27 protein-coding genes and 1 tRNA gene are annotated in these 25,319 nt (G+C 65.0%); 14 read left to right on the top strand and 14 right to left on the bottom strand.

The window, feature by feature from the left end; all coding sequences use genetic code 11:
- The first annotated feature begins 156 nt into the window (after positions 1-156).
- Together AABB87_RS09910 and AABB87_RS09905 are read left to right on the top strand one after the other, a co-directional pair.
- Entirely contained in the window at positions 157-1,905 is a 1,749-nt protein-coding gene (locus AABB87_RS09910; protein WP_341971079.1) for a mechanosensitive ion channel family protein, read from the top strand.
- Between the two features lie 174 nt (positions 1,906-2,079).
- On the top strand, positions 2,080-2,883 hold the full coding sequence (locus AABB87_RS09905) for a glycoside hydrolase family 19 protein (protein ID WP_341971078.1): 804 nt from the start codon (positions 2,080-2,082) through the stop codon (positions 2,881-2,883).
- Positions 2,884-3,003: 120 nt separating this feature from the next.
- Here AABB87_RS09905 and AABB87_RS09900 read toward each other — a convergent pair.
- Positions 3,004-3,078, bottom strand: a tRNA-Arg gene (locus tag AABB87_RS09900).
- A gap of 55 nt (positions 3,079-3,133) precedes the next feature.
- Here AABB87_RS09900 and AABB87_RS09895 point away from each other — a divergent pair.
- Positions 3,134-3,310, top strand: coding sequence for a hypothetical protein (locus tag AABB87_RS09895; RefSeq protein ID WP_341971077.1), 177 nt, complete (start codon positions 3,134-3,136; stop codon positions 3,308-3,310).
- 69 nt (positions 3,311-3,379) lie between these two features.
- Positions 3,380-3,931 (top strand): c-type cytochrome, encoded by a 552-nt coding sequence (locus tag AABB87_RS09890; RefSeq protein WP_341971076.1) that lies wholly within the window; start codon positions 3,380-3,382, stop codon positions 3,929-3,931.
- Positions 3,932-4,040: 109 nt separating this feature from the next.
- Here the strand turns inward: AABB87_RS09890 and AABB87_RS09885 are convergent, their stop codons facing one another.
- From AABB87_RS09885 to AABB87_RS09865, 5 genes are all read right to left on the bottom strand, one after another.
- Positions 4,041-4,568 carry a DUF2946 family protein gene (locus AABB87_RS09885; RefSeq protein WP_341971075.1) on the bottom strand — a complete coding sequence of 176 codons (528 nt, stop codon included), beginning with the start codon at positions 4,566-4,568 and terminating at the stop codon, positions 4,041-4,043.
- Between the two features lie 67 nt (positions 4,569-4,635).
- Entirely contained in the window at positions 4,636-5,649 is a 1,014-nt protein-coding gene (locus AABB87_RS09880) for a YheT family hydrolase (protein WP_341971074.1), read from the bottom strand.
- A 52-nt stretch (positions 5,650-5,701) separates the two neighbouring features.
- A complete protein-coding gene (locus AABB87_RS09875) occupies positions 5,702-6,151 on the bottom strand; it encodes a YybH family protein (protein WP_295083024.1) in 450 nt (149 codons plus the stop codon).
- Positions 6,152-6,160: 9 nt separating this feature from the next.
- Positions 6,161-6,367 carry a zinc-finger domain-containing protein gene (locus tag AABB87_RS09870; protein ID WP_295083022.1) on the bottom strand — a complete coding sequence of 69 codons (207 nt, stop codon included), beginning with the start codon at positions 6,365-6,367 and terminating at the stop codon, positions 6,161-6,163.
- Positions 6,368-6,411: 44 nt separating this feature from the next.
- Positions 6,412-7,347, bottom strand: a complete 936-nt coding sequence (locus AABB87_RS09865; protein ID WP_341971073.1) for a branched-chain amino acid transaminase — start codon at positions 7,345-7,347, stop codon at positions 6,412-6,414.
- 196 nt (positions 7,348-7,543) lie between these two features.
- Between AABB87_RS09865 and AABB87_RS09860 the strand changes: the two genes are divergently transcribed.
- Positions 7,544-8,143, top strand: a complete 600-nt coding sequence (locus AABB87_RS09860; RefSeq protein WP_341971072.1) for a PEP-CTERM sorting domain-containing protein — start codon at positions 7,544-7,546, stop codon at positions 8,141-8,143.
- Positions 8,144-8,190: 47 nt separating this feature from the next.
- Here the strand turns inward: AABB87_RS09860 and AABB87_RS09855 are convergent, their stop codons facing one another.
- Entirely contained in the window at positions 8,191-8,601 is a 411-nt protein-coding gene (locus tag AABB87_RS09855) for a hypothetical protein (RefSeq protein ID WP_058721607.1), read from the bottom strand.
- Positions 8,598-9,035, bottom strand: a complete 438-nt coding sequence (locus tag AABB87_RS09850) for an antibiotic biosynthesis monooxygenase family protein (RefSeq protein WP_341971071.1) — start codon at positions 9,033-9,035, stop codon at positions 8,598-8,600. The genes AABB87_RS09855 and AABB87_RS09850 overlap by 4 nt, the downstream gene beginning before the upstream one ends.
- Before the next feature lie 200 nt (positions 9,036-9,235).
- Here AABB87_RS09850 and AABB87_RS09845 point away from each other — a divergent pair, with 200 nt between their 5' ends.
- Positions 9,236-11,200 (top strand): diguanylate cyclase domain-containing protein, encoded by a 1,965-nt coding sequence (locus AABB87_RS09845; RefSeq protein ID WP_341971070.1) that lies wholly within the window; start codon positions 9,236-9,238, stop codon positions 11,198-11,200.
- Here AABB87_RS09845 and radA read toward each other — a convergent pair.
- Positions 11,187-12,551, bottom strand: coding sequence for a DNA repair protein RadA (radA, locus tag AABB87_RS09840; protein WP_058721609.1), 1,365 nt, complete (start codon positions 12,549-12,551; stop codon positions 11,187-11,189). The two genes, AABB87_RS09845 and radA, sit on opposite strands and share 14 nt — an antisense overlap.
- Positions 12,552-12,652: 101 nt before the next feature.
- Between radA and AABB87_RS09835 the strand changes: the two genes are divergently transcribed.
- Both AABB87_RS09835 and AABB87_RS09830 read left to right on the top strand, forming a co-directional pair.
- Positions 12,653-13,285 carry a LysE family transporter gene (locus AABB87_RS09835; protein ID WP_058721610.1) on the top strand — a complete coding sequence of 211 codons (633 nt, stop codon included), beginning with the start codon at positions 12,653-12,655 and terminating at the stop codon, positions 13,283-13,285.
- Positions 13,286-13,361: 76 nt separating this feature from the next.
- The gene (locus AABB87_RS09830; protein WP_341971069.1) at positions 13,362-14,243 is read left to right on the top strand and encodes a DMT family transporter; all 882 of its coding nucleotides are present in this window, start codon (positions 13,362-13,364) and stop codon (positions 14,241-14,243) included.
- Positions 14,244-14,318: 75 nt separating this feature from the next.
- On the opposite strand, the gene AABB87_RS09825 is transcribed toward AABB87_RS09830, so the two are convergent.
- From AABB87_RS09825 to alr, 3 genes are all read right to left on the bottom strand, one after another.
- Positions 14,319-14,732: a PspC domain-containing protein gene (locus tag AABB87_RS09825; RefSeq protein ID WP_341971068.1), complete on the bottom strand. Its 414-nt coding sequence runs from the start codon at positions 14,730-14,732 to the stop codon at positions 14,319-14,321.
- 131 nt (positions 14,733-14,863) lie between these two features.
- A complete protein-coding gene (gene arfB / locus AABB87_RS09820) occupies positions 14,864-15,274 on the bottom strand; it encodes an alternative ribosome rescue aminoacyl-tRNA hydrolase ArfB (protein WP_058721613.1) in 411 nt (136 codons plus the stop codon).
- A gap of 40 nt (positions 15,275-15,314) precedes the next feature.
- Entirely contained in the window at positions 15,315-16,427 is a 1,113-nt protein-coding gene (gene alr, locus AABB87_RS09815) for an alanine racemase (protein ID WP_341971067.1), read from the bottom strand.
- 192 nt (positions 16,428-16,619) lie between these two features.
- On the opposite strand from alr, the gene lplT reads away from it, so the two are divergent.
- From lplT to AABB87_RS09800, 3 genes are all read left to right on the top strand, one after another.
- Positions 16,620-17,900, top strand: a complete 1,281-nt coding sequence (lplT, locus tag AABB87_RS09810) for a lysophospholipid transporter LplT (protein WP_341971066.1) — start codon at positions 16,620-16,622, stop codon at positions 17,898-17,900.
- Positions 17,901-17,972: 72 nt separating this feature from the next.
- Complete coding sequence (locus AABB87_RS09805; RefSeq protein WP_341971065.1) at positions 17,973-18,977, top strand: DUF2157 domain-containing protein; 1,005 nt, start codon at positions 17,973-17,975, stop codon at positions 18,975-18,977.
- On the top strand, positions 18,974-20,728 hold the full coding sequence (locus tag AABB87_RS09800; protein ID WP_341971064.1) for a GDYXXLXY domain-containing protein: 1,755 nt from the start codon (positions 18,974-18,976) through the stop codon (positions 20,726-20,728). The genes AABB87_RS09805 and AABB87_RS09800 overlap by 4 nt, the downstream gene beginning before the upstream one ends.
- A gap of 26 nt (positions 20,729-20,754) precedes the next feature.
- Here the strand turns inward: AABB87_RS09800 and AABB87_RS09795 are convergent, their stop codons facing one another.
- On the bottom strand, positions 20,755-21,690 hold the full coding sequence (locus tag AABB87_RS09795; RefSeq protein WP_341971063.1) for a hypothetical protein: 936 nt from the start codon (positions 21,688-21,690) through the stop codon (positions 20,755-20,757).
- A gap of 243 nt (positions 21,691-21,933) precedes the next feature.
- On the opposite strand from AABB87_RS09795, the gene AABB87_RS09790 reads away from it, so the two are divergent.
- Both AABB87_RS09790 and AABB87_RS09785 read left to right on the top strand, forming a co-directional pair.
- The gene (locus AABB87_RS09790) at positions 21,934-22,806 is read left to right on the top strand and encodes a DMT family transporter (RefSeq protein ID WP_341971062.1); all 873 of its coding nucleotides are present in this window, start codon (positions 21,934-21,936) and stop codon (positions 22,804-22,806) included.
- A 97-nt stretch (positions 22,807-22,903) separates the two neighbouring features.
- The gene (locus AABB87_RS09785) at positions 22,904-23,404 is read left to right on the top strand and encodes a glutathione peroxidase (protein WP_341971061.1); all 501 of its coding nucleotides are present in this window, start codon (positions 22,904-22,906) and stop codon (positions 23,402-23,404) included.
- Positions 23,405-23,410: 6 nt separating this feature from the next.
- On the opposite strand, the gene AABB87_RS09780 is transcribed toward AABB87_RS09785, so the two are convergent.
- Positions 23,411-24,139, bottom strand: a complete 729-nt coding sequence (locus AABB87_RS09780) for a Crp/Fnr family transcriptional regulator (RefSeq protein WP_341971060.1) — start codon at positions 24,137-24,139, stop codon at positions 23,411-23,413.
- 63 nt (positions 24,140-24,202) lie between these two features.
- Here AABB87_RS09780 and AABB87_RS09775 point away from each other — a divergent pair, with 63 nt between their 5' ends.
- Positions 24,203-25,312, top strand: a complete 1,110-nt coding sequence (locus AABB87_RS09775) for a DUF2332 domain-containing protein (RefSeq protein ID WP_341971058.1) — start codon at positions 24,203-24,205, stop codon at positions 25,310-25,312.
- Positions 25,313-25,319: the final 7 nt, after the last annotated feature.

The raw sequence follows: 25,319 nt of genomic DNA, 5'->3' as shown, positions 1-25,319 counted from the left end.
TGCTGGTTGTTTGAAAGATGAGCCCCGGTAAGCCCAGTGGATTGCGCTGACGAAGAAGGTGAATGTCAGTGATGGCCGACCCTCGGCCAAGGCGATATGCTCGCCCGCATCGAACGCCGCGTTCGCAACTCGCTGCCCTCGGGCTAGACATTCACCATGCTCGCCATCCTTCGCATGCGCCTGGCTGCTGCCTCTGTTTTGTTCTGCCTAACTGCACTGGCGGCGGGCACTTTTATTGCGGCCCCTGCGGCCCATGCGGCGGCGCCACATAAGCAGCAACAGCAGTCGCAACAACAAGCAGCGCCTGCCCCTGCCAACGAGGCCACTGAGCTCGCCGAGGCGCCGGGCTCGGCCGGTTCAATGCTGGCCCAGGGCGGCGCCTTGCCGGCCAGCGTGGGCGCGCCGGTGATGGTGTTGAATCGCCAGATCACCGCCTTCCGGGCCAGCTTCATGGGCACGCAGCCGGCCGATCGGGCGCGCCGGGCGCAGTTGGTCATCAACGAGATGCTGGCGCGGGTGGGGGCGGGTGCGGTGACGGTGCGCAAAGAACTCCAGGGCCGGGTGCTGATGGTGGACGGCGAGATGGTCTTCTTCCTCACCGCAGACGATGTCAACCTGGACGAGCGCGAAACGCTGGAGCAGGCCGCCAGCCACGCCAAGCATCAGCTGGAACAAGTCATCAACGAAACCCGTGAAAGCCGCGACGGCTCGCGCCTCTTGCATGGCGCGCTCGCCACCTTGGTGGCCACGGCGGTGTTTGTGGGCCTGGTGCTGCTGGTGCTGCGCGGGCGCAATCTGGCCGGCGCCAAGCTGGCGGGCTTGATGAGAACCAAGGACGTGCGCCTGGAAATCGCCGGCACCCAGCTGCTGCAGCGCGACAAGCTGCTGGCCTTTTTGCGCCTAGCGCTGCGCTTGGCCAGCTGGGTGCTGCTGGCCTTGCTGTCCTACCAATGGCTCAGTTATGTGCTGAGCCAGTTCCCCTACACCCGGCCTTGGGGCGAGCAGCTCAGCGGCTATTTGCTGAATGTGGCCGAGCGGATTGCCGTGGGCATCTTGCATGCGCTGCCCGATTTGTTCGTGGCGCTGGTGATCTTTGCCATCGCGCGCACGGCCATCAACATCATGAGCCCGGTGTTTGACCGCATCGAGCGCGGCGAAGTCAGCATGGGCTGGCTGGACCGCGACACCGTGCGCGCTTCGCGCCGCATCATCAGCATCGCCGTCTGGGTGTTCGCGCTGGTGATGGCCTATCCCTATCTGCCGGGCTCAGGCTCCGAGGCCTTCAAAGGCATGTCGGTGCTCTTGGGTCTGATGATTTCACTGGGCGCCTCCAGCATCGTGGGTCAGGGCGCCAGCGGCATGATTTTGATGTTCTCGCGCACCATTCGCGTTGGCGAGTTCGTGCGTATCGCCGACCACGAAGGCACGGTGATGGAGCTGGGCATGTTTACCACCCGCATCCGCACCGGCCTGGGCGAGGAGCTCAGCATGCCCAACTCCCTGGTGCTGGGCACGGTGACCAAGAACTACTCGCGCGCGGTGAAAGGCTTGGGCTTCATCGTCGACACCACGGTGACGATTGGTTACGACACGCCTTGGCGCCAGGTGGAGGCCATGCTGGAAGAAGCGGCGCGGCGCACGCCCGGCGTCTTGGCCAGCCCGGCGCCGCAGGTGTTCCAGACGGCGCTGTCCGACTTCTATCCCGAGTACCGCCTGGTCTGCCAGGCCGTGCCCAGTGAGCCGCGCCCACGCGCCGTGGTGCTGAGCAATCTGCACGCGAACATCCAAGACGTGTTCAATGAGTACGGCGTGCAAATCATGTCGCCGCACTACCTGGCCGACCCCGAGCAAGCCAAGTTCGTGCCCAAGAGCGCCTGGTTCACCGCGCCGGCCAAGCCGGACTGAGGCCGCTTAGGGGCACCGCGCTGGCGGCGCTGTCCCCAAGATTGCACTTGGCCTGCCGCCCGCTTCGGTCAGATACTCAAGCGCCACGCTCAGCAGCGCCTGAAAACGCGCAGACGGGGTGGCCCGCGGGGTGCCGGCTGCGCCCTCCAATCAGTGGCTTGGGAGTGTCAGACCATGTGCATTCAAGGACCGGTGGGGCGGGGCTCGCATAACGACATCATCGATGTGATGGTGGTGCAGAACCTTTTGAATATGAACCTGGGTCGTTATGCCGGCGTGCAGCCGCCGGCCCAGTTGCAGCCCGATGGGCGCATCGGCCTGAAGACCATCGATGCGATCCAGCAATTTGAGACTCGCATCATGGGCTTGCCCGAGTCCGACGGCATCATCGTGCCCGGCGATGCCACCCTGAAGGCGCTGATTGCCGGCCTGCCGCCCGGCTATGTCGAAGAAAAACTGGCCATCGTGATGCCGCAGGCCACCGCCAGCCGCATCGATCTGTATTACCAGCCTCTCTTGACCGCCATGCCCAAATACGGCATCACCAGTGAGCTGCAAATTGCGCACTTTCTGGCCCAACTGGCGCATGAGTCAGGCTCCTTTTTGTACCCGGAAGAGCTGGCCAGCGGCGACGCCTACGAAGGCCGCAATGATCTAGGCAATAAGCAGCCGGGTGATGGCCGCCGCTTCAAAGGCCGCGGCCTGATCCAGCTCACCGGCCGCGCCAACTACACCCGCTACAGCCAGGCCAGCGGGCAGGACTTTCTGGCGCACCCGGAGCGCATCGCCAATGAACCGCTGTTGGCCGTGGATGTCGCCTGCTGGTTCTGGGCTGATAAGCGCATCGGCGCCATGGCCGACCGTGATGATGTGAAGGCGGTCACCAAGGCCATCAACGGCCAGGCTGATGGCCCCAACACGCACTTGAAAGCCCGGCTGGAGTTCTTGTTCCGCGCCAAGGCCTTGATCGGCATTTAAGTGCCGAAAGCGTGCGTGGTGCTGAAAGAAGGAGGGGTGTTGCGGCTGCCTGGCTCAACCCGTGGCGGGTGGCAGCGGCGGCTGTTGTAAGGAACAGCGCGGAGGGAGCAGGGGGGGATTTGGTGCGACCGGCAAGAATCGAACTTGCGCCTAAGCCTTCGGAGGGCCCAATGATATCCACTTCACCACGGTCGCAGCGATTGGAGCCGGATTCTAACCCGGCCCGGCCAGCCCTTCACAAAGTGCAGGCGTGAATGCGTGCTTGCGCCAGCGCGTGCAAGCCCTGACCCTCCTCGATCAGTTGGGCAGCAAGCTCTTGGAGTGCTTGGCTGGCCGGCGCGACCGCGCCGCGGCGGCCGGTGCAGTCGCGCAAGCGCCACGCCGCCGGCGTCGCACCGAACTAGAGCGTGCGCATGGCGACTTATAATCTCGCGGTTTTGCGCCCTGCGCTTTGTGGGGCGCAACCAGCCCACCTGATTGAGCCAACGAGGATTTCATGAGCGGAACCCCAGACCACGCGAACGACCATCACGACGAAGATGCGCACACCGGGCCGATCAAGACGCCCAAGCAATTGGCTTGGGCCGTGTTCTTCGCCTTCTTGATCCCCATCATCGTGATCATCCTGCTGGCCAATTACGTCACCACGTCGAGCAAGCCTTCGGCCGGTACCGAAGCTTTGGAGGCGATGGCCGTGGCCGCTCGCATCCAGCCTATCGGTGGCATTGAGATCAAAGACGCCAGCGGCGCCGGCGTGATGAAGACGGGCGAACAAGTCTTCCAAGCCCAGTGCGCAGCTTGCCATGCCACCGGCGCCGCAGGCGCGCCTAAGTTGGCCGATGCCGCCGCTTGGGGCCCACGTTTAGGCCAAGGTTTTGATCTCTTGCTGACTAGCGCCCTCAAGGGCAAGGGCGCCATGGGTGCCCAAGGTGGCGGCGATTTCAGCGACTATGAAATCGCCCGTGCCGTGGTCTATATGGCCAACCAAGGTGGCGCGAAGTTTGAGGAGCCCAAGGCTCCGGCCGCTGCCGCTTCGGCCGCGAACTGATGCCTTGAAGGCCTGAGCCCAGACGGCAGGCCGATGCAAGAAAAAAGCCGACCCGTGGGTCGGCTTTTTCACGTCTGTATGGCGGTCTGAATGGCGATGTGATTTGCGCTTATGCCGCGCTCGCCGGTGCTGGGCAAAGCTCCACTCGATACTCCCGCAGCAGCTCGGAAAACTGGCGGGGCTGCGGATCCCAACGGCCTGCCTGCACCGCATCGGCGGCGGCCAGCATGTCCATGCTGTGCACCAAGCCCAGGCCCAGGGACGTGGCGAGGAAGAGCCGGTCATGTTCGTCCAAGTAACTGGCCAGCACCTCGGTAGCCAGGCCGGTGTGGCTGCTGACGGCACCGGCGGCGTCAATGCGCCAAATCCAGGGGGCGGCTTCCAGCTGCAGATACACCCGCTGTGGGCCGTTCTGGAAAAACCAGCAGCCGTGGTCGTCCACCGCGTAATTGCGCTCGATGAAGTGGCGCAGCTTTTCGTGCGTGACCCGGCTGCCCTTGACTTGCGGGAAGGGGCCGGCGGCCTGGATGCGTTCGTCGCGCATATACCAGTCGCCGCGCGCGTCCAGCGCCAGCCAGCCGTAGCAATGCGGCACGTTCGGCCATTTCTTCAGAGCGGCTTCGACTATTGCGTCCACGGCGGGGCTTTCTATTTAGCGTTTGCGGGCAAGCGACGGCGTGATCAATGGCGCGTCAATGCTGCACTTAGGGCAGCGACTGCGCCAGCCATTGGCAGACCTGCTCGGGCATCGCGAACAAATGGCCGGGCGGGCGCCCTTGCGGGAATCCGACATGGCCGCCTTGCGCGGGTTGCCAGAGTGTCACATGCGGGCCGGCGTCGGCAGCAGTGGGCAGGCAATGGGCGGGCACAAAAGGATCGTTGGCGGCATTCAGCACCAGGGCCGGGATGCGGATGTCGCGCAGATGCGGTTTGGCCGACGCACGCTGCCAATAATCCTCGGTGCTGCGGAAGCCGTGCAGGGGCGCGGTGAACAGATTGTCGAATTCGTACAAATTCTTGGCCGTGCGCAGGCGCTCGCCATCGAACAAGCCGGGGTGCTGGGCCAGCTTGTGCAAGGCCTTGGGCACCATGGAGCGCAGAAACATGCGGGTGTAGACCAGGCGGTTGAAGCCCCGGCCAATGGCGTGGCCCGCCGCCGCCAGATCCACCGGCGAGCAGATCGCGCAAACCGCTTGCACGGTGGCGGCTGCCGCCGCGCCGCTTTCTTCGGCCCAGCGCAGCAAGGCGTTGCCGCCCAGCGAGACGCCGGCGGCAATCATCGGGCCGCCGTAGCTGGATTTGCAGCGCGCCAGGATCCAGCCGATTTCCTCAAAATCACCCGAGTGATAGGCGCGCGGCGCCAGGTTCAGCTCGCCCGAGCAGCCGCGGAAATGTGGCAGCGCCAAAGCCCAGCCGCGTGCGCGCGCCACCGAGGCAAAGGCCTGCGAGGAATGGCTTTGCGAGCTGCCTTCGAGGCCGTGGAAGAGCACCAGCAAGGGCGGCTTCTGGCTTGATTGCGCTGGCGTTTGCGCTGCGGATGCCTGGTTGGCGGGCGCCACAGGGTCCAGCCAATCCACATCGATGAAGTCGGCATCCGGCGTCAGCCAGCGTTCGCGCCGGAACTGCAGTGCCGGCGCCTCGCTGCTGCGGGCGAAAAATGCGGGCCAGATGGTTTGGGCATGGCCGCCGGGCAGCCAGGCGGGGGCTTGGTACTTCATGCCGGTCGCGCGCTGCGAGTGCAGCTGCCGGGAGCGAAACGCAGGCGAACTTTCAATGCAGGGTCGCCGGTTCTTCGATCACTTCTTGAATGTCATGCGCCGTGCCGGGGCTGGCATGGTGCACCACCATGCGCCAGCCGAAAGCGGTTTTCAGATAGACATTGGTGGCGATCACCCAGGCGCTTTGCTGGCCTTCGGGCGTTGCCATCGTGATGCGTTCCAACACTTGGTGAATGGCGGTGTCGCCGGTGTGGATGCGGCGCACCCGCTCGGGCGTCACGCCGATCGCGCCTTGCTGAAAAATCGTCTCGAAGGCCGCGCGGATGGCGCCGCAGCCCACCAGGCGTGGGCCGCCGGGGTGGACGCAGGAGACATCGTCCTCATCGGACCAGACGTTCATCAAGCGGTCCAGATCGGCCGACTGCAGGGCTTCGTAGAACTGCTGCTCGGTGTCCTCGGGCGAGGCGAGCAGGGCGGCGGTCTGGGCCTTGGGGCGTTGCATGGGCTGAGATCAGTGGTGGCTGTGCAGCACTTCACCGGCCTTGAGCTGGTAGACGGTGCCGCAGTAGGGGCACTTGCCGTGGCCGTCGTGGCTGATGTCGATGAACACCTTGGGATGGCTGCTCCACAGCGCCATCTTGGGGTTGGGGCAGGCCACCACGCCGGGGCCTTGGACGTCGGCAGCGGTGACTTCGACGATGGACTTTGCTTCGCTCATGGGCTTCTTTCGGGGGTCAATGGGGCTGGGTCGGGCGGCTGGTCTCAGACCAGGCTCAGCCAGTCAGCGTACTTCGGATTGCGGCCGCCCACGATGTCAAAAAAGGCGGCCTGGATTTTTTCGGTGATGGGGCCGCGTGTGCCGACGTAATCGTCACGGCCCAGCTCGATGCGGTCCAGCTCGCGGATCGGCGTCACTTCAGCGGCGGTGCCGGTGAAGAAGGCCTCGTCGCAGATATAGACCTCATCACGGGTGATGCGCTTTTCCACCAGCTGCAGGCCCAGGTCCTGGCAGATGTGGAAGATGGTGTTGCGGGTGATGCCGTTGAGGGCGCCGGCCGACAGATCGGGCGTGTAGACCACGCCGTTCTTGATCACAAACAGGTTCTCGCCCGCGCCTTCGGAGACAAAGCCCGAGGCATCCAGCAGCATGGCTTCGTCGTAACCATCCTCGGTAGCTTCCATATTGGCCAGGATGGAGTTGGTGTAGTTGCTGACCGCTTTGGCCTGCGTCATGGTGATGTTGACGTGGTGGCGGGTGTAGCTGCTGGTTTTGACGCGGATGCCGCGCTTCATGCCTTCTTCGCCCAGATAGGCACCCCATGCCCAGGCGGCCACCATCAGGTGGATTTTGTTGCCCTTGGGGCTGACGCCCAGCTTTTCGGAGCCAATCCAGGTCAGCGGGCGCAAATAGCAGCTTTCCAGCTGGTTCTCACGCACCACTTGCTTTTGCGCCTCGGCCACTTGCTCGAAGCAGAAGGGGATCTTCATGCGCAGGATCTTGGCGCTGTTGAAGAGCCGCTCGGTGTGCTCCTTCAAGCGGAAGATGGCGGTCCCCTTATCGGTCTTGTAGGCGCGCACGCCCTCGAAAGCGCCGCAGCCGTAATGCAGGGTGTGGCTCAGCACATGGATCTTGGCGTCGCGCCAGTCGACCAACTGGCCGTCCATCCAAATTTTGCCGTCGCGGTCGTCCAGAGACATGAGAGGTCCTTGCTGTGGGGTGGCGGCATTTTATGCGCGGCAAGCTGGCGGCTGAACCGTGACTTTTTTGGCGGAATGACCCGCCTGGCGCCTGGCCGCCCCCCGTGCCTCAGGGGGCTGGGTGGCGTGTGTGGCGGCGGGGCGTCCCTATATTCGAGCCATCAAGTAGTTTTTGGCCCACGCAGGAGGCCCCACCATGAAATCCACTTCAACTCTGAGCAGCTTGGTCGCCGTCGCGATGATGGCCCTTGCCGGTCCGACGCATGCGCTGAACATCAGCGACAGCAATCTCAGCTGCGCCGCCTCCAGCACCTTGCTCAGCCAGCCTGGTTATGTCTCATGCCTGGGCGCCTTCAGCGGCAATATCGACAACCAGCTGAACGGCGCCAGCGGTGCATTCGCCACCATCAACAGTGCTTTTTCCTTCAGCACCAACCAATACTTCAGCAGCGAAAAGTTCGCCGCTGCGGGCAATCCGTTCGCGGAAGACGCGGGTGCGCTGGACAACGGCCGTGTCCGCTTTGATCAGGCGCTGACCGGCAAATTCGTGCTCGGCATCAAGCAGGGCAATGCGTTTTCGCTCTACCTGTTCAATGCCGAAAACGTGGCGGGCGGCATCTCGCAGTTGCTCATCGATGCCAACGGTGTCAAGGCCGGCAGCGGCAGCACCATTTCGCATGCGGGCTTCTTTGGCACGCCAACGGCTGCGGTGCCTGAGCCTCAAAGCTATGCGCTGATGCTGGCCGGCCTGGGTGTGATGGGCTTGGTGGCCAGCCGCCGCCGTCGGCGCGGCTGAGGGCTGATCGAAACGGCCTAATCCGCCGCCTTACTCGTTCGTCTTACTCAGGCGCCTTGCTCAGGCGTCTGGCTTGGCTGGTTTTCCGCGCCTCTGAGCAATTCCCAGCTTTGCACTTTGCCCTTTTGCAGGACCACCGCCACTTGGTCGCCGCCGGCGTCGATCCAGCCGAAGGTCTCCGGCGTATCGCTGAGCTTGCGGCCCAGGCTGCGGGTCAGCGTGATGATCTGGGCCACCGTCATGCCTGCGCGCAGCTGGCTATTGAACATCACTGCGCTGTGGACCTGACCCACCGGGCTTTCTGACGCCGCGCGCATCGCCCGCATCAGGCGCGAGAACTGCAGCAGCAGCCAGAACACGATGCCCGTCAGGGCCAGAATCACGCCCTTCCAGCCCCACAGGCCACCGCCCAAAAACATCGCCGCCACGGCCAAAGCGCCACCGATCCAGGCGTTCATGGCTGCACCTCGTCATTTGTTTGGCCATTTGCTTGGTCGTTTGCCAGAGGATTGGCCGGGTCAGCGCTGCCATCGGCCGCGCACCAGCCGTAGGCGCGTTCGACCTTGGCAATGCGCACGCTGTAGTGGCTGTACCAGGCTTGGCGACCACGGTCGCGCGCCAGTTGGTGTTCGCCATGACGACGCCAAGCGGCGATATCGGCCTCGCTGCGCCAGTAGGACATGGTGATGCCTAAACCCGTGGCATCGCGCACGCTCTCGGCGCCCAGATAGCCGGGCTGATCGGCAGCCAGTGCCACCATCTGATCGGCCATGGCGTCGTAGCCTGTGTCACCAGCGGTTCTTTGGCTGGTGAACATCACCGCGAAATAGGGCGGCTCAAACAGTGGCGCCAGTCCGGCCGGGGCGGGGGAAATAGGGCTTTGATTCGTCATGGGCTTGGCGTATTCTGCGGGTTCTTTGGGAGTGATCCAGCCCGCATTGTGCGGGTTTGCCGTGCTCCCTTGTCATGCAGGCCGAGGCTTCGCGCCATCACACCTGCTCAGCCTCAGAGGCCATGAGACATGGAAGGTGTGTTGTCGGCAAAGCGGCCGCTCCAGGGCCAGCGATCACAGCAGCTCAGCTGTGAGCAGCCATGAGTCTGGCGCCTATGCCCGCGCGCATCCCCGAGGCCTTTGCTTGGCCGCGGGCCTTGCGGCCGCTGCGCGTGCTGTTGCCCTTGTTGGTGCTGCTGCTGGCGCTGGCACTGACGGTCGCCTTTTGGCGCTTCGAGTCGCAACGCGAGCAGACGCAGGTCAATCAAGCTTTTGATCGCAATTTTCAGGAATTGAGCCAGCGCTTTGAGCAGCAGCTGAATGCGCAGCGCCAGGTCTTGCAGGGTTTGCAAGGTTTTCTGGCGGCCTATCCGCAAGCCGATGAGGCGGCATTGCGCCTTTACGCTCAGACCTTGCCGCCACACGCGGGCCAAGCGGATATGCATGACCTTTTGGTGGCTTGGGCGCGGCCTGGGCAGGATGAATTGGCCCTGTTGCTGCGCCTGCATCCCGGGCCTGGGGCTCCGATTCGTGCGGGCTCAGAATTGGCCAAGGTGTCGCCCAGCCTGCTGACGAAGCTGCCCCAGCTGCCGCTCTTGCTGGCGCAGGCCCGCGATGGGGGGCGCTTGAGCTTGTCCGGGCGGCTGGACCTGAGGGAGCTGCAAGTGGGCGTGGCCGAAGGCTATTTGCAAGCGCTGCCGGTGTTCAAAGGGGCGGTGCGCCCTTCCAACGAAGCCTTGCGACGTGAGCAGTTGCTGGCCTGGGTGCTTGCCCCCATCGACCCGACGGCCATGTTCGCCGGCCTCTACCAGCATTTGCCCGAGGGGCTGTCACTGGCGCTTTACACCGAGCAGCATTTGCAGGCGCGCAGCGCGTACTTTCGCAGCACGGCTTTGAATAGCGACGGCGAATTCATCGAAGCGGGCGAGGGCTTGCAGACCGCCCGCAAGCTGCGCATCCCGGAGGGCGCGAACTGGACCTTGGTCCTGCAAGCGGGGCCGGACTTTGCGCCCGCTCACGGCGCCGGGTTCGCCAGCCAAGTGCCTTGGCTGGGCGGCGTGTTGAGCGTGATGCTGGCCTTGTTGGTCTGGCTGATGTTGACCTCGCGCGAGCGCGCTCAGCATCTGGCCGAACGCATGACGGTGGTGCTGCGTGAGACCGAGCAGCGCTGGGCCTTCGCGCTGGAAGGCGCGGGCGATGGCGTGTGGGAATGGCAGGTCGGTAGTGGCCAGCTGAACTGCTCGCTGCGCTGGAAGGCCATCATGGGCATCAGCGCCGATCAGGCCGAGCCCAGCATGAGCCAGCTGCGTGAACTGATCCATCCGCAGGACCTTGAGCGGGTGCAGGGCGACTTTCAGCATTGCCTGGACGGCCTGACCTCCTCGCTGGCCAGCGAGTACCGGGTCAAGGGGCCGGGCGGCCAATGGCTGTGGGTCTTGTCGCGTGGCATGGTGGTGCAGCGCGATGCCGATGGCCTGGCGCTGGCCATGGTGGGCACCTTGTCGGACATCCACCAGCGTCGCCAAACCGAGGAGCAGATGCGCTACCTCGCGCTGCACGACCCACTCACCGATCTGGCCAACCGGGCCCATTTCGACGAACGCTTCCGCTTCGCCCTGGCCAATGCGCGCCGCTATCAGGAGCGCCTGGGGCTGATTCTGCTCGACCTGGACCGCTTCAAGCCCATCAACGACCAGTTCGGCCATGCCGTGGGTGACCAGTTGCTGCAAACCGTGGCACGCCGCATCAAGGCCGCGGTGCGTGAAACGGACACGGTGGGCCGCATTGGCGGCGATGAATTCGTCGTGCTGTTGACCGGCCCGATGAGCAATGAAACCGCCCAGCTGGTGGTCGAGAAGATCTTCAATCAGGTTTCATTGCCAATGGAGCTGAGCGGGGCGCGCTTGGAAGTCACTTGCTCGTTGGGCCTGGCCATGTACCCGCAGGACGGGCAAGACGAGCTGAGCTTGGCCAAAAGCGCCGACGACGCCATGTACCGCAACAAGCGCGAGGGGCGCAAATTGCTGGACGAAGCGCAGCGCTCGCGGCCCTTTACAGGCCTCTGACCAGATCCATCGCGTCCTCGATGCGATCCACCGCATGCACGGTCAGGCCCTCGATGGCCTTCTTGGGTGCATTCGCCTTGGGCACCACCGCGACGGTGAAGCCCAGCTTGGCGGCTTCCTTCAAGCGCTCTTGACCACGCGGCGCCGGCCGCACTTCGCCGGCCAGGCCCACCTCACCGAAGGCGATGAAGCCGCGCGGCAGCGGCTTGCCGCGCAGCGAGCTTTGAATCGCCAGCAGCACCGCCAAGTCGGCCGCCGGTTCGCTGATGCGCACTCCGCCCACCGCGTTGATGAAGACGTCTTGATCCATGGTCGCCACGCCGGCGTGGCGGTGCAGCACCGCCAGCAGCATGGCCAGGCGGTCCTTCTCCAGGCCCACCGATAAGCGGCGCGGATTCGGCCCGCCCGCATCCACCAGGGCTTGCAACTCGACCAGCATGGGCCGCGTGCCCTCCAGCGTCACCAGCACGCAGGAGCCTGGCACCGGCTCGCCGTGGGTGGACAGAAAAATGGCGCTGGGGTTGGTCACGCCTTTGAGGCCTTTTTCCGTCATGGCGAACACGCCAATCTCGTTGACGGCGCCGAAGCGATTCTTGATCGCTCGCACCAGGCGGAAGCTGCTGTGCGTGTCGCCCTCGAAGTAAAGCACCGTGTCAACGATGTGCTCCAGCACGCGCGGCCCGGCCAGCGCGCCTTCCTTGGTGACATGGCCCACCAGCACCATGGCGCAGCCCGAGGCCTTGGCCTTGCGGGTCAGGTGGGCGGCGCATTCGCGCACTTGTGCGACCGAGCCCGGCGCGGAGGACAGATGCTCGGAGTACAGAGTCTGAATCGAATCGATAACGCAAAAGGCCGGCTGCTCCGCGTCCAGGGTGGCCAGGATTTTTTCCAGGCTGATCTCGGCCAGCACCCGCACCTGCGTGCCAGCCAGTCCGAGGCGGCGCGAGCGCATGGCGATCTGCGCGCCCGACTCCTCGCCGGTGACATACAGCACGCGCATCTTGGCGGACAAATCGTCAATCGCCTGCAAGAGTAAGGTGGACTTGCCGATGCCGGGGTCGCCGCCGATCAGCACCACGCCGCCTTCCACAATGCCGCCGCCCAGCACGCGGTCCAACTCCTCCTGCCCGGTGGGGGTGCGCTCGAAGTCGCTGGCCTCGATGTCGGCCAGGGTGGCCACGGGCTGGCTCTTGGCCAGCGCCTGGTAGCGGTTCTTGCTGCCGCCCGCCGGTTCAGCCGCGCCTTCGACCAAGGTGTTCCAGGCCCCGCAGCTGGGGCATTTGCCCAGCCATTTGGCACTGTTGCCACCGCAGTCGGAACAGGTGTAGATGGATTTTTCTTTGCTTGCCATGGGGCTGATTGTCCCCGGCTTGCCCGGGTCTGTCGTGAGAGCGACTGACATGGCCGACCCGGCATGTTAAAAACCGCGGTTCTTTCTCGGAGTGCTGTTTCATGGAATTCTCTGTCTGGCTGGGCTTTTTCGCGGCCTCCTGGGCCATCAGCCTGTCGCCGGGCGCGGGCGCCATCGCAGCCATGAGCTCGGGCCTCAACCATGGTTTTCGGCGCGGCTACTTCACCACCTTCGGTCTGATTCTGGGCATCCTGACTCAGATCCTGCTGGTCGGCGTGGGCCTGGGGGCCTTGATCGCAGCCTCCAATCTGGGCTTTGCCATCGTCAAGTGGGCCGGTGTGGCTTATTTGGTGTGGATGGGCGTGCAGCAATGGCGCGCCCCGGCCAAGCCGCTGGTGGCCGAAGCCGAGGAGGGCGGGCCACAGGTCAGCCTGCGCCAGTTGGTGCTGCGCGGCTGGATGCTCAATGCCGTCAACCCCAAGGGCACGGTGTTTTTGCTGGCGGTGATGCCGCAGTTCCTCAACCTCAAGCAAGACCTGCTGCCGCAATATGTGGTGATTGCTGCCACGCTGATGTTCACCGACTTGGTGGTGATGGCGGGTTACACCATCCTGGCTTCCCGGGTCTTGAAGGCCTTGCGCACGGAGCGTCAGGTCAAGCTGCTGAACCGTGTTTTCGGCAGCTTGTTCATTGGCGCGGGCTTGCTGCTGTCGGCCTTCAAGCGCAGCGCCTGAGCGGCGTCTCGTTTCTCTCCAATCGGCGCCTGGCCCACCGGCCAGGCGCCGTTCCTTTTCTTGTCAGCCCATTTTGATGAAACCGCAACTCTCCGACCGCTGGCTGTTCTGGGGCCCGACGCTGATCTGGGCCAGTACCTGGCATGTGATCCTTTATCAGCTCGACTCGAGCGTGCCGGTGCTGAACTCGGTGGCCTGGCGCTTCGCCCTGGCTGCCGTCTTGCTGCTGGCGCTGGCGCGCTGGCGCGGTGAGAGCTTGCGCCTGCCGCTGAGCGCCCATGTGCTGATGCTGGCCACCGGCATCGTGCAGTACAGCGGCAACTACTGGTCGGTCTACGAGGCCGAGCGGCATATTCCCAGCGGCCTGGTGGCGGTTTTGTTCTCGCTGATGGTGTTCGGCAATGCCTTGTCCGGGCGGTTGTTCTTTGGCCAGCGCGTGAGCTCACGCTTTTTGCTGGCCGCCAGCGGCGGCGTTCTGGGCGTGGTGATGATTTTCTGGCCCGAGATTGCCGCCACCGGCGCGCGCCCCAATGCCGCCCTCGGCTTGAGTCTGGGCCTGCTGGCCGTGCTGGCCGCCTGCATCGGCAATGTGTTGACGCTCACGCTGACCAGGCGTGGCCTGGCCCTGGTGCCCATCCTGGCCTGGAGCATGGGCTATGGCGCGGTCTTCCTGATGCTGCTGGCGCTGGGCACCGGCGTGGGTCTGCGCTTTGACAGCTCGCTGCCTTATTTGCTGTCGCTGCTTTACTTGGCCGTCTTTGGCTCGGTGACGGCTTTTGTGCTGTATTTCAAGCTGGCTCAGCGCCAGGGCCCGGCGCGAGCGGCCTTGACTGGCGTGGTGATCCCGGTGATTGCGCTGGCCATTTCCGCCTTGTTGGAGGGCTGGCAACCGACCTTGCTGTCCTTGGCCGGCATGGGCTTGTGCCTGGCCAGCCTCTACGCCGCCACGCGTAAGTAAATGGGCAAGCAAATGCGCGAGTGACTGTGAGTGGCGCCCTGGCCCTGATGTCGGCCAGGACGGAAGCCCTTTCGCTTAATGCGCCTTCGGGTCTTGCCAGCCCAGTTGCAGCAGCGGTGGCTTTTCCACCGGCACCAGCAGCCATAGCAGCAAATAGGCCAGCACGCCAAAGCCGTGGCAGGTCACAAGGCCCACAAAAATCAGGCGCCAGAGCCAGGACGCCAGCCCGCTGACCTGCGCCAGCCCGCCGCACACGCCGCCCAGCCAGCGGTCATCGCGGCTGCGCTGCAAGGCATTCAGGGCACCGCCCATGCCTGGGGCGCTTGTGCGTTGTTGCTGCTGCTGTTGTTGCTGCGGCTGGGGCCGCGCCGCGGGCTGGTCGCCCTCGTCTTGCAACAAGCGGGCCTTGGCGCGCTGGAATTCTTCATCGCTCAAGGCGCCCCGCTGATGCAGTTCCGTCAGGCGTTCAAGTTCGGTGGCAAGTGACATGGTGTTGAGCTCCTTGGCTAGTGGCGCCGAAGTTCCGGCCCATGGAGGTCAATGTGCCGCAGCGGCTTCAGCCTTGCACCCCGCTTGCGACGAACTGCAGCGCTGGCCGACTCAGCGGAATGGCGGCTGCTTCAATGGTCGGAGCCGACCTTGCCGCGCCCGGCCTTGATGCTGCTGCGCTGCGCCTTGCCTTCCAGCCGGCGCATCTTGGAGCCGTAGGTCGGCTTGGTGGCGCGCCTGGCTTTTGGGGTGTGGGCCACGCTTTGCACCAGCTCAATCAGGCGGGCCACCGCGTCGGCGCGGTTTTGTTCCTGGCTGCGGCTGTCTTGCGCCTTGATCACCACCACGCCGTCTTGCGTGATGCGCTGGTCCGACAGCGCCGCCAAACGGGTCTTGATCAGGGCGGGCAGGCTGGAGCGCTGAATATCAAAGCGCAGATGCACGGCGCTGGAGACCTTGTTGACGTTTTGCCCGCCCGGGCCGCTGGCGCGGATGAAGCTGAAGTCCAGCTCCCAGTCGGCCGGCGTCCAGTCAAGTTGCATGAGTCGCCAGCTTCCTGGGCGTCAGGGCGAGGCGCAAGGCCTAGCCTGCCAGGCCAGCGGCGCCGTGATCAACCGTCACCGGCACCCGCAGCGCCAGGGCGCACATCAGCTCATAGCCAATCGTCTTGGCGGCCTGGGCCACTTCGTCGATCGGCAAGACCTGACCCTTGCTGCTGCGCCCCCACAGCGTGACCTCGCTGCCGGCGCCGGCTTTGGGCAGCGCCGTCAGGTCCACGGCCAGCATGTCCATCGATACCCGGCCGACCGTGCTGCAGCGCTGGCCGTCCACCAGCACGGGCGTGCCGGTGGGGCAGTGGCGCGGGTAGCCGTCGGCATAACCGCAGGCCACCACGCCGATGCTCATTGGCGCCGTGGCGGTGAAGCTGGACCCATAGCCCACCGTGTCGCCGGGCTGCAGGTGCTGGACGGCGATGATCTTGGAGCGCAAGCTCATGGCCGGCTGCAAATCCCAGAAACCTTGGTCGTGCACCGGGAAGTCGGGCACGCCGCCGTAAGTCATGATGCCGGCGCGCACCCAGTCGCTGCGCAGGCGTTCGCTGTGGCGCAGGACGGCGGCGCTATTGCTCAAGGAGCGCTCGCCCGGCAAGTCGGCGCAGACGCGCTCGAACGCGGCCACTTGAGCCTCGATGCCAATCTCGCCGTCGGCGTCGGAGAAGTGCGTCATCAGCGAAATCTCGTCCACCTGGGGCAGCACATTCAGGCGTGTCCAGGCCGCGCGGAAGGCTTGTGGCGTGAAGCCCAGGCGGTTCATGCCGCTATTGAGCTTGAGGAACACCCGGTGCGGCTCGTGCGTCTTGTGCATGGCCAGCCAGTCGATCTGCTGCTCGCAATGCACCGTGTGCCACAGCTTCAGGCGCGAGCACAGCTCCAGGTCGCGCGCCTCGAAGCAGCCTTCCAGCAGCAAGATCGGGCCGCGCCAGCCCAGCTCACGCAGCAATTTGGCCTCGGCAAAGTCCAGCAGGGCGAAGCCGTCGGCGCTGCGCATCGCTTCATAAGTATGAGCAATGCCATGGCCGTAGGCATTGGCCTTGACGACGGCCCAGAGCTTGGCGTCGGGCGCACGGGCGCGTGCGCGGGCCAGGTTGTGGGCGATGGCGGGGAGGTGGATATGGGCTTCAATAGGACGCGGCATGGCCTGAATTGTGGCACCGCCCGGCACGCCGACGCCGACGCAGGGCGCACCTCGATGACGGCACTGCCATGAGCTGCATGCTATAAACCCGCCGCAGCATCCACTTTGCCGACCGATCAAATGTCAGGATGCCGGGCCGCGCTTGCATGCGTCGAACCGGTAGGCCTTTTTCCCGCAGTATTGAATGGGCTCATGAAAAAAGGCTTTTCCATCATCATGTCAGCGCAGTTTTTCAGCTCGCTGGCTGATCAGGCGTTGTTGGTCGGTGCGATCGAGTTGTTGAAGACCAATGGCTCGCCGGCCTGGCAGATTCCGGCCCTGGGCCCGATGTTTGCGCTGTTTTACGTGCTGCTGGCGCCTTTTGTCGGCGCGTTTGCCGACGCCGTGCCCAAAGGCAAGGTCATGTTCTATTCGAACCTGATCAAGATATTCGGCTGTTTGATGATGTTGTTCGGCGCGCATCCGCTGCTGGCCTATGCCATCGTGGGCCTGGGTGCCGCTGCCTATTCGCCGGCCAAGTACGGCATCCTGACGGAGTTGCTGCCGCCCTCGCAATTGGTCAAGGCCAATGGCTGGATTGAGGGCCTGACCATCGCCTCCATCATTTTGGGCATTTTGCTGGGTGGGCAATTGGTGGGACCGCATCTGGCACCTTTGCTCTTGAGCATCGATATGCCCTTCATCAACACCGGCATCGACACCGCGCCCAAGGCCGCCATCTGCAGCTTGGTCGTGCTGTATCTGATCGCTGCGGCCTTCAATCTCTACATCCCGCGTACCCAAACCGCCTTGCAGCCGCTGTCGCACAGCCCGCTGACCTTGCTGCGCGACTTCGCTTCTTGCAACTCGCGCCTGTGGGCCGACAAGCTGGGGCAAATCTCGCTGGCCACCACCACCTTGTTCTGGGGCGTGTCGGGCAATCTGCGCATCATCGTGTTCGCTTGGGCGGCCATGGCGCTGGGTTACACCACTACGCAAGCCTCCACCTTGGGCGGCGTGGTCGCCATCGGCACGGCCATTGGCGCCGTGGTGGCTTCGGTCTATATGCGTTTGGACCGCGCCACGCGCGTGATTCCGCTGGGCATCTTGATGGGCGTGCTGATCATTGGCCTGAACATGATCACCAATGTCTGGGCAGCGATTCCCTTCCTGATCGTGCTGGGCATGATTGGCGGCTATCTGGTCGTGCCCATGAATGCACTGCTGCAGCACCGCGGCCACAACCTGATGGGCGCCGGCCGCTCCATCGCCGTGCAGAACTTCAACGAGCAGGCCTGCATCCTGGCACTGGGCGCGCTCTACACGGGCATGACGCGCATCGGCTTGTCCGCCTTCATCGCCATCTCCATCTTCGGCCTGCTGGTGGCCGGCACGATGTGGATCGTGCGCCGCTGGCATCAGCGCAATTGCGTCAATCATCGCGACGAGGTGGAGCGCCTGCTGGCCTTGGCGCGTTGCGACGAGGTGCACTGAGCCTCGAATAACACTTGCTGCTGTTGCGCACGCAAGGCGGGCAGTGCCCGATGACAAGTTTGAGGGTGGGGCATGGACGATATCCGCTTGGTCTTGTATCGCTGGGTCGGCCGACACGGCCTTGACGCGAACCAGCATGCGCAATTGCTGCGCGAGGCCGGTCTGGGCCAGGAGCCCGCAGGGTTGCAGCAACGCTTGATCCAAGGCCTGGCCGTGCTGGCCGCAGCGCTGGCCGCCTTTGGCCTGCTGATGTGGTTGGCTGCCAACTGGGACGATCTGGGCCGCTTCGGCCGCTTCGCCCTGCTGCAAGGTTTGGTCTTGCTGCTGGCCCTGGCCGCCTGGCTGCTGCCAAGGCTGCGCGCCGCCTTGGGCCTAGCGCTGTTCTTGGTGCTGGGCGGCTTGTTCGCCTATTTCGGTCAGACCTATCAGACCGGCGCCGATCCCTGGCAGTTGTTTGCGCTTTGGGCCGCACTGGGGCTGCCGCTAGGTTTGGCCTTGCGCAGCGATGTGCTCTGGGCGCCCTGGGTGCTGGTGTTGATGGCCGCGATCGCGCTGTGGTGGCAGGCGGAGGCCCCATCGATCAGGCTCTTCAATAGCCATTTGCCGGCGCAGATCCGTGGCCTGCAATTGCTGCACTGGGCGCTGCTGGCGTTGCCTCTTGCTTTCCTGGGGCGGCCTTTGCGGTCCTGGACGGGCGCCGGCATCTGGTCCTGGCGCCTAGCCCTGCTGCTGGCGGTGGGGCAAATGAGCGTTAGCGCCTTGCTCTTGTTGTTCGGCGGAGACGAGACCCTGCTGTTTAGCCTGGCGCTCTTGCTGCTGGCGGGCGCAGCGTTCGCCTTGGCGCGGCCCGCTCATATCGAGATTTTTGGCCTCAGCGTGCTGGCCTTGGCCCTCAATGTCTTGCTGCTGGCCGGCCTGGGGCGCTGGTTGCTGGAAGACCACCGGGTCGAGCCAATTGCCAGCTTTGCCCTGCTGACCTTGGTGGGCGCGGGCTTGCTGAGCCTCTCGGTCAAGGGCTTGTTGGCGGCTGCGCGCCGGCAACGCGAGTCGGAGCAGAACGACGGGACGGCCGCATGAACTTGCTTGAACTACAAGCCCTGTGGTCCCGCGCCCAAGCTCTGGGCTTGCTGCCCGCGCAGGCCCAGCCGCCCGCTCCATCGCCCGTGCGACCTTGGCCCGTGGTGGTGTTGACGGCGCTGGGGGCTTGGCTTTTGGCCTGCTTGCTGCTGGTCTTGCTGGCCCTGATTCTGAAGAGTGCGCTCGAAGGCCTGGGTAGCTTGCCGGTGGCGGCGATGCTCTTGGGCGCGGCGGTGCTGGTGTTGCGCCAAGCTGAGGTCGATGGCGAGGGTAGCGCTGAGCGCGGCTCAGCTGGCAGTGGCCTGTTCCTGCAACAGCTGGCCCTGGCCGCCATGGCCGCGGGCATGGGCTTGCTGGCTTACGGGCTGTGGCAGGGCTTGCATCTGCCCTTCGGCGCGGTTCTGTTGGCGCTGGCGCTCTTCAGCACCGGCTTGGCCTGGGTTTTGCCACAGGCCTGGCTGCGCGCGCTACTGGGCGCGCTGGCTGCGGGCTTGGCGCTGGGGGCGCTGTGGCAGGCTTGGTTTGAATTTTCCGGCGAATTTGCGCGTGACTATGGTCGCGAATACCGCCGTGAAGCCTGGGCTTTGAGCCTGAACCTGGGCCTCTATCTCCTGCTGGGCCTCTGGCTCGCCGCGCAATGGCAGCTGGCCAAGGGCTGGCTGGGGGCCGGCCGAGCGCAGGCGGCTGCCGCCTTGGAGAGCTTCGCGAGCGGCTGGGGCCTGGGCCTCTTGCTGGGCTTTGCCCTGGTGTCGGGCAGCACGTTTTTGCTGCCTGCCAACCCAGGCCTGAGCTTGGCCCATGACTTGCGCGGCATCGGCGGCTGGCCCGCGAGTTCGCACACGGTCTTGGCCTGGCTCGCACCCCTGTTGTCGGCCCTCAGCAGCCTGGCCGCTGCCACTTACTTGCAGCGTTGCTGGCCGGTGCTGCGCAGCCAAACTTGGCTGCTGGGTGTGGCGGGGGCCCTGGCCCTGCTGGCCTGGTTCAACCCCTTGCTGGGCGCTGGCCTGCTGATGCTGGCGCTGTGCGCCACGGCCGGGCGCTGGCGCATGGCGGCCGCGGCGGGCGTTAGTTGCGCCTGGATGCTGGGCGCTTTTTACTATCAGCTGAGCTGGAGCTTGAGCAGCAAGGCCTTGGTTTTGATCGTGGTGGCGGCCGTTTTGGCGGCCATGGCGTATTGGGCTCAGCGCAGCCGCCGGATTGAAACGGCCTCGGTCGCTGGGGCTGCCGCCCCGCTGCCACGCTGGACGCGCCCCGCTGCAGGCCTGCTGGGCCTGACGGTCTTGCTGGGCTTGTTGCTGGCGAACTTGGGTATCTGGCAGAAGGAGCAACTGATCCGCCACGGTAGGCCGATCTTTTTGCCGCTGGCGCCGGTGGACCCGCGCTCGCTGATGCAGGGCGACTATATGGCGCTGAACTTCCGCGTCATGGCTGCTGCCGCCGCGCCGGGGTCAGGTCTTGCAGGCACACCCAGCGAACTCCCCAAGGATGCGGCGCAGCTGGTGCTCAAGCTGGATGCGCGCGGACTGGCGATTGCGCAGCGCGCCGCCGATGGTCAAGCGCTGGCGCCGGACGAGGTCTTGATCCCGCTGGTGCAGAAGAACGGCCGCCGCTTGCTGGTGACCGATGCCTATTTCTTCAAGGAAGGCGAGGCCGAGCGCTATGCCAAGGCCCGCTTCGGCGAGTTTCGCGTCGACGGCTCAGGCCGCGCCCTGCTGGTGGGCCTGCGCGGGGAGAACCTGGCGCCGCTTTGAGGGATGGCGCGGCGGCGCGGCTCTGCTTAACTGCGGCGTTTGCTCGGCTCCACCGCCTTGACGCCGCTCAGCACGTTTTCCACATGCTCTGACCAGGCGCGGGCGATTTTGAAGCAGCCGCTGTGGTTGAGGTGGATCTCGTTATGCCAGTCGCCGCTGCTGCCGCTGCTGCCGGGCGTGGCCGGGGCCAGCGGCACGGTGGTGGAATCGAACACATGCAGGCCGGGGAATTGCTCTTTATCGGCCGCCATGCTTTTCAGCAGCAGGGCCAGGTGGAAGACCATCAGCCGGCTCACCGCCGCCCAATCGGCGGCCGGCAGGGCGTAAGCCTTCAGCGCGGGGTAGAGCCAGGGGCCGGATTGCCCCAGGCCCACATCCTCGGCGCCGGCCGGGCGCGGCATCGGCACGGCGTAGCAGTGCATGAACATCGGCTTACCGGCCGAGGGGCCTTGGTCGCGCAGGGTCAGCAGGTGGCGGACATTGGTGCGCAGATACTCGCTGTAAGTGGCCCAGCCGGGTTCGGAGAAATAACGCGCCACGCCGCTGGCCGGCGTGCCCCATTCGGTTTGATGGCGCAAGAGGCGCAGATGCAGGGGCACGCGTGTGCCGTCTGCGGCATTGGCCGGCGTTTGTGCGGCGGCGATCATGTCGTTGCCGCCCATGGACAGCAGCACGCCGTCCCAGACCGGTGAGTCCGAGCCGCTGAGCAGGCGCACAAAGTCGGGCGCCGATTCCAGATCCACCAGATGGCTCAGCGCACCCCCCTTGCCGGCGCAGTTCACGGCGCAGGTGGGTTCCTTGTAGACCATCTCTTGCAGCAAGTTGGCGTGCGCATTGAGCTTGTCATCGGCGGTGGAAAACCAGGAATCGCCTTGCGCGAGCAAGCGCCAACGGAAGCTCGTCAGATCAGGCGCGGGGTCGGCAGTGAAGTCCCCCGGGGTGAAGCAGGCCAGATGATTCAAAAGAGTCTCTCCCTTGCAAAACTGTCAATGACAGCAATCCCAGCGTTTGAGGGGCGCCATGCCCACGCAAAACACCATGCTATAAACCCCGGCCATTGTTGATCGACAAAGTGACCGGGCGCCCGCGCTTTCGCACGAATCTGTTGTTGCCGGCCAACCACCGCCAAGCAGGATCAACCGCGCTGTCTTGTAGCGCCCCCGGCAATCTTTTTCAAGCCCAATTTCATCTCTGAGCCCATTTTTTTGAAGCCACAACTCGCGCTGATGTTTAACGCCCTGATCTGGGGGCTTTCCTGGTGGCCATTTCGGCAGTTTCAAGCGCTCGGGTTGCACCCGCTTTGGACGACGGTGGCGCTGTATTTGCTGTCGCTGCTGGTGCTCAGCGCCAGTCAGCCGCAGGCCTGGCGCGAGCTGGCGCGCACGCCCGCCCTCTGGCTGGTGACGCTTGCCGCTGGCATGACCAATACCGCCTTCAACTGGGGTGTGGCCACCGGGGATGTGGTGCGGGTGGTGCTGCTGTTCTATTTGATGCCGCTCTGGGCGGTGCTGCTGGCGCGCCTGATTCTGGGCGAGCGCCTGACCGCCTTGGCGGGCCTGCGCATGGCCCTGGCCCTGGGCGGCGCGGCCATTGTGCTGGCGCCAGAAGGGGGCGGCCTGCCGCTGCCGGCGGGCTTGTCTGACTGGCTGGGCCTGGCGGGTGGCTTCACTTTTGCGCTCAACAATGTGATGTTGCGGCGCCAGTCCGCCAGCAATGGCCCGGCCGCCTGTGCGCTGGCCATGTTTGCCGGTGGCGTTGGTGTGGCCGGCACGGCGGCGGCCTTGCTGGCCGGCGCGTCGGTGATCAGCTGGCCCGGCCTGCCCGGTGCGATCTGGCTGCTGCCCTTGGCGGGCATGGCGCTGCTGTTCTTTTTGTCCAACCTCAGCCTGCAGTACGGCGCCGGGCGCCTGCCGGCCAATGTGACGGCCATCATCATGCTGACCGAGGTGCCGGTAGCTGCACTCTCCGCCCTGTGGCTGGGCGGCGGCCAGTTGGATGTGAAGACGGCGCTGGGCGGGGTTTGCATTCTGGCCGCGGCTTTGCTGGCCGCGCTGGAGCGTAAGGCAAGCGCTGCATAAATCGGGGCGAGGCTGCGCAGCAGGGATCAGCCTGATTTGTGCAGAGCTTCCCCGGGCCGGCTAATATCCGCGCAACTCAGCAGATCGGAGCATCTCCATGGCGTCCAGCGTTTACGACTTTCAGGCCTTGTCCATCGATGGCAAGCCGGCCGACTTGGCCAGCCAGCGCGGCAAGGTCCTGCTGATCGTCAACACCGCCAGCCAATGCGGCTTCACCCCGCAGTTCAAAGGCCTGGAGTCGCTCTGGCAGGAATTTGGCGAGCAAGGCCTGGTGATCGTGGGCTTCCCCAGCAATGAGTTCGGCGGCCAGGATCCGGGCAGCAATGAGGACATCGCCTCGTTTTGTGAGCTGAACTTCGGCGTCAGCTTCCCGATGATGGAGAAGATCAAGGTCAATGGCGCCGACGCTCACCCGCTGTGGCAGTGGCTGAAAAGCCAAAAGCCCGGTTTTCTGGGCACCGAGCTGATCAAGTGGAACTTCACCAAATTCCTGATCGGGCGCGATGGCCAGGTGATCAAGCGTTATGCCCCGAACGACGCGCCAGCCAGTTTGCGCGCGGACATCGAGGCGGCCTTGAAGGTGGAAGCGAAGGCCTGACTTCGTTCAAGCCTGCTGCGCCCGCAGCCACAGCTGCCCGTAAGCGCGCCGCAACTGACCTTGTGCCGCCGCTTCGCCCAGCAACTGATTGACCGTTTGGCGCGAGAGATTGGCCAGCGCGGCCAGGTCGGCCTGGGTGGTTTGGATGCGCAACCAACCCGGCTCTTGCGCAGGCCCGTTTTGGCGCATTGAGGCAGCGGGCTGCTCCCGGCTCAGCTGCGTCAGGGCCAGTTGTAGGCGCTCCGCCGCGCTGCGGTGGCGGGAAGCTTCAAGCATGCGCAAAGTACCGTCGAAGCGCTGGGCAAATTCGCGCAACAGAGCGCGGGCAAAACCTGGCACCTCATCCATCAGCAGGCAATAGGCCGGCTCCGCCAAGACCCAGACCTGGCTGGGCTGAAGCGCCACCGCTTCGTAGCTGGAGGGCTGGCCGGCGGCGAAGGCGGCTAGGCCGAACAGGCGCGGCGCCTGCATCGTCTCCAGCACCGAGACCGTGCCGTCCGCGCCGGTGAAGCGCGCTTCCATTTGCCCTTGCCCCACGGCATAGAAAGCCTGGGTCGGCGCGCCTTGGCGAAACAGGCTGCTGCCGCGCGCCAGGCGCCGGCTTGGGATCAGGCGCTGCAGGCGTGCCAGCAGGGCGGCGTCTTGCTGCCAGTCCAGCGTCGGGAAGTTGCCTTGCAGCACGGCCAAAAGTGCTTGAAGTGAGGGCTGGACTGAAGGCTGAGCGGCGTCAGACATGTTTGCGTTCTATTTGTCGGGTATCCGACATTTTGCGTCCAGCCTCGCCACTAAGCTGGCGACATGAATTTCGAATCAAGCCAAGCCTGGGCGCAGCAGTTCCGTCAGTTTGCCGCGCTGGAATGCCTGCAAGACCCGCTCTATGTGGCGATATGCCAAGCGGTAGCGGATGCGCCTGAGCTGCTCGCCCTGATGGCCCATGCGCCGCCCACCCAGGCGATTCCCAATCTGCTGCTCGCGGCCCTGCATGAGCGGGTGCTGGCCGGCGTGGCCCATCCCCTGGCGGACTATTACCCGAGCGTGGGCGGCCAGCGCCTGCCCGACGCGCAGCTGCCGGCCCTGCTGCTGGATTTCGCGCGTCAGCAGCAGGCCAGCCTGATCGAATCCTTGCGTGAGCGCCGCACTCAGACCAATGAGATCGGCCGCTGCGCCGTGCTCTGGCCGGCCCTGCAACACATCGCGGGCTTGAGTGGCAGGCGTGCGCTGAGCTTGATCGACTTCGGCTGCAGCGCGGGCCTGAACCTGGGTGTGGACCGTTACCGCTATTGCTACCAAACCGAGTCCGGCGCGAGCTTTGCGCGCGGCGCGCCAGCCGGGCCCGAGCGGCCCGAGATCAGCTGCGATTGGCTGGGCGCAGCCGCCGCGCCCCCGGCCGATCAGGCTTGGCAGCTTCAGCAGCGCCTGGGTTTGGATCTGGCCCTGCTGGATGTGCAGGACCCGGCGGCCCTGCGCTGGCTGCATGCCTGCTTGTGGCCGCATGAGCGTGAGCGGGCGCGCCGCCTTGATCAAGCGGTGGCGCTGGTCGATCAGCACCGCATACAGCAATGTGAAGATGGGCTGAGTGTGCTGGCGGCGCAGTTGGCTGCGGGTGACTTTGCCGGCAGCCAGCCTGTGCTGTTCAATAGCTGGGTGCTGTACTACTTCACGCCCGCCGCCTTGCAGGACTATCAGGCGCGCGTGCGGCGGCTGGTGCTGCAGCATGGCCTGATCTGGCTCAGCGCCGAGGGCGCGGCCTTGCGCCCGCCGGGTCTGGATCTGCCGCCTTTGGCCGCCGAGCGCGCCGGCGCCAGCGCTACCTTGTGGACGCTGCAGTGGGCTGCTAATGGGCAGATTCAGCAGCGGGCGCTGTCCTGGTCACACCCGCATGGGCGCTGGCTGGCTTGGTGCGCTTGAGCGGGGC

The organism is Roseateles sp. PN1, assembly GCF_038419725.1.
Lineage (GTDB): Bacteria > Pseudomonadota > Gammaproteobacteria > Burkholderiales > Burkholderiaceae_C > Paucibacter_A.
This window is presented reverse-complemented; position numbering and strand designations above follow the sequence as displayed.